Source organism: Microcystis sp. M_OC_Ca_00000000_C217Col, assembly GCF_007095585.1.
Lineage (GTDB): Bacteria > Cyanobacteriota > Cyanobacteriia > Cyanobacteriales > Microcystaceae > Microcystis > Microcystis panniformis.
Map to the genome: position 1 here is coordinate 1 of NZ_SFBV01000006.1, position 3792 is coordinate 3792.

At 43.4% G+C, this 3792-nt stretch carries 2 protein-coding genes and 1 pseudogene; 1 reads left to right on the plus strand and 2 read right to left on the minus strand.

Going from position 1 to position 3792, the window contains the following annotated elements; translation table 11 throughout:
- Positions 1-136: 136 nt before the first annotated feature.
- Both EWV66_RS00395 and EWV66_RS00400 read right to left on the minus strand, forming a co-directional pair.
- Positions 137-422: pseudogene (locus EWV66_RS00395) on the minus strand (DUF3082 domain-containing protein).
- A 65-nt stretch (positions 423-487) separates the two neighbouring features.
- On the minus strand, positions 488-2755 hold the full coding sequence (locus EWV66_RS00400; protein ID WP_287107769.1) for a GspE/PulE family protein: 2268 nt from the start codon (positions 2753-2755) through the stop codon (positions 488-490).
- Between the two features lie 684 nt (positions 2756-3439).
- Here EWV66_RS00400 and dcm point away from each other — a divergent pair.
- On the plus strand, positions 3440-3792 hold a 353-nt coding region (dcm, locus tag EWV66_RS00405; RefSeq protein ID WP_287107770.1), incomplete at its 3' end, for a DNA (cytosine-5-)-methyltransferase.

The window sequence follows — 3792 nt, forward strand, 5'->3', positions numbered from 1 at the left end:
GATAGCCAAAAGAATTAAACCAATGGTGACAAAAGCAAAAATAAAGGTTCCTATATCAGTTATCAGTGATCAGTTATCAGTTTACTGATCACTGAAAAGCTCCCCACTTCCCCACTTCCAATTCATAATTCATAATTTATGTTTGTTGAGGGCGTTTAAGTAGTAATTGGATAGCCAAAAGAATTAAACCAATGGTGACAAAAGCAAAAATAAAGGTTCGAAGCTAAACCAAAAACTAAAGTGCGGACAGCGCTGCCAATTCTCAAGGCGATCGGACTGTGAGCAACCATTGGTTTTGAGTAAAAAGAATGACCGATCGCTGCCGTGAGATAATAGAGAATTGTCCCCAATGCTGCCGAAATTGCTGCGCCAACTAAACAGCGAGTAGGAGTAACTTTTTTGGTTTCTAATTCTGTGGTCATTCCTTTTTAGTCCTCAAATACTGCCCAGGTTAAATTTTAATTCTTTTCCCCAGCATTTTACCCGACTAGGACCAAGGATCGAGGACGGAAGGAAAAGAAGTATCGACTTGCGAGGAGGCGATCAGGTCTTGATTGGGGTCTAGTTCCCGTTTTAACTGTTCCCAATCGCCGGGGTCGGTTAACTCCTCATAAACAGGGGCAGCGAAAACGATCGTTTCCTTGTCCGATGACCAGTTTTGGGAAGAAAGGACTAGATTAGTCAAATCAGGTAACTCCTGGTCGAGAATAGTTGTATTTGCGCTCTTAGGAGAATTTTTGAGCGAATTTAGGTTAATTTCTTGCTTTAATGACTGTAATTCACCATTGAGAGCTTTTAATAACTGCTCGATCGCCTCGATTCTCCCGAAAACATCCGAGGGAATCTCAGGATTATTGGCAGCAGAGAGGGGGGGCAAAGTGAATTGATCAGCTATGACGCGCTCGATTTCCTCTAGGGTAGTATAACCTTGACAGACTAATTCTAAACCGTAGGTGAGGAGAGACTTAAATCCTGCCTGTGTTGCCGCTTTTTTGAGCATATCGGCGGGTTTCTTCGCAGCGATGAAAGTTTTGAGGTGAGGGGTAATCGTGATCACTTCAAAGACCCCGATCTGGGACTGATAACCGATGCCGTGACAATGACGGCATAATCTGCCTTTTTCCCGCGCTTGGATGATTTCTTCGGCAGTGAGGGAATTAGCTTTATAAAAGCTGTATTGAGCAGCTTGGGCGGTAGAAAGACCAAATTTAGCTAATTCTTCCCTTTTTGGTTGATGTTTCAGCCGACAAACCGGACAAACCCGTCGCACCAGTCTTTGATTGATCACTCCAATGAGGGTATCAGCCACTAAGGCCGGCTCCGCTAATTGATTGAGGCGAGCGATCGCAGCAAAGGCATCATTGAGGGGTAAACTAGAAATAACTAAATGTCCAGTCAAAGCCGCTTCTAGAGCATGGGTAAGGGTGGAAGAATCCGCCAGGCGATCGATGCCGATGATGTCTAGGTCTTGATTCCGGAAAGAGGGCAAAATCGAGGCATAATCTTGGCCTTGACCATCAGCGATTTCCACTTGGGTAATACCATTAAGGCTGCGTTCGATCGAGGTTTCCAGGGTAGCGATATTAACCCCACCCCGGTTTCGATGGGCTAGTAGAGAATAGAAACTGGTGGAACAGCCGCCTCTGGCCGGTGCGGTGAGCAGAATTAACCCCGCCTGGCAATCAATCATGGTGCGTACCAGTTTACAGGTTTCTTGGCTAGCAATCAACTCATCGAGGGGCCAAAGTGGGGATCGAGAATCAAAAACCCGCAGCAGAATTTTTTCTCCCTGTTGACGAGGTAGGGTGTGGAGACGAAAATCTATTTTGCGACCGGAAAAAGTTATGGTCATTTTTCCCTGTTGGGGGCGCGATTTTTCGCTGAAATCGAGGTTAGCCAGAATTTTTAACCGTGAGATAATCCCTGGGGTCGCTTCTGGAGAAATCGGTTCCCAGGCAGAACGCAGGAGACCATCTTGGCGAAAACGGACAGTTAATTGATTTTCTTGGGGTTCTAGGTGAATTTCCGTCGCTTTACTTTCGATGGCTTGAACCAGGATATTATTAACGACACTGACGATCGTCCCTTGATTGGCCTGTTGAATCAGACCGAGATCCTCGTCGGCTAATTTGCAGTTGAGATGGGGGAGAGATTGGCCATCTTCAAAAAGGCCGGTTATGTCAACTATGGTCTCTAGCTCTTGTTCTTGGGGAAGAAAATGGCCAGATAGGGCTTCTTCTTGGCGATAACGATAGATTTCGACCAATTTCTGGTAATCTGCTCGATCGATGACACGACGTTCAAACTGCAATTCTTGATCCCGGAGGATACGACGTAAATCATCGAGAATTTGCTGATTAGCGGGATCCACCATGGCTAGGTGAAGGACATTGGGATCGGATTCTTGTTTTTGTAGGGGCAGGATCTGATAACGACGGCAAATTTCAAAGGGAAGGACCGTGCGAAACAGATTCTCGATTTCTCTCCAGTCGATCGTCTCACTTTCAGGGTCAAGATATTCTACCCCATACTTGGCTTTTAATTTTGACAGTTGTTCGAGTCGGTAGTATGCCAGTGCCTCTTTGGGTAAAGGACGGCCGGTGATCAGGGGTAAAATTGCCCGTAGAGGCAGATGACTTTTCTGCTTCTCGATCATTGCCTTTTGTAGTTGCGGGATAGTGACATAACCCGATTGCACTAACTTTTGGGCAAAGGAAGGCAGCTTGGTCTGAAGTTTCTCGTTTGCTGATGACATGGAATAGAGCCAGTAAAGACTGTACAACCCACTACATCCCTTAGTATTCCCATTTTTTCACCGCAGCTAACAGGTAAAAGAAAATTTATCCCACTTTCCGCACTTCTTAACATTCAATTGATAATTTTTACTGATATTTTGCTTAAAACCCATTGCTAGTAGGGACTATAGCTACAATGATTGATTTTTCTCAAGGTGAAGAATTGTAATTTTTTCTCAGAAAAAATCAATTATTGAAAATGTTCTCAATAGTAGTTTCTATGAAGCTTTTTCGTCAAAATATCTTGGGGAATGTAAAAATATATAAAAGTATATGAAGATGTGCGGAATGTCGGATTTATCGTCGCCTACTTATAGCGTTTCTCATCAAGACGAAGTGTAACCTGATTTGGTATCGACTGCTGACGACCGACTCCCCAAAAGGAAAACTTCCTACCTCATCATTTAGGATAACTGCTATAAAAAGAGCAGAAGAGGTCATGGTTTCTAGGTTATGCTTGTTAAAGGTATCTTTCTTATCCTACACTTGTAACATCAATCTGTTTAGTATTTGGGAGAAAAAAATTATGCGGACAGGGGAGATGGGGAAATGGACAGAAAGATTCGAGCATTTATACTAAAATCTAAGATAGCCGGTATAATATCGTCTCAGGGATCAAAACGGAAGCTTAGAATAGATAAAATATGTGGACTTTTATTGATTTATTTGCCGGTATAAAAGGATTTAGAATCGCCTTAGAGAATCTCGGTTGTCAATGCGTTTTTTCCTCGGAAATCGATCCTCACTCCCAAAAGGTTTACTTAGCTAACTATGGTCATTTACCCGATAATCAAGATATCAGAAAATTAGAGGCAAAAACTGTCCCTGATCATGATATACTGTGCGGCGGTTTTCCCTGTCAAGCGTTTAGTATCGCTGGCAGAAAACACGGTTTTGAAGATGCACGCGGAACCTTATTTTTTGAAGTTGCCCGGATCTTACACGAAAAGAAACCGAAAGCTTTTATCTTAGAAAATGTCCAGGGTTTAGTCCATCA

Excerpts from the sequence above, each read along its gene's own strand:
- EWV66_RS00400 (WP_287107769.1), bottom strand. The coding sequence starts at position 2,755 with ATGTCATCAGCAAACGAGAAACTTCAGACCAAGCTGCCTTCCTTTGCC.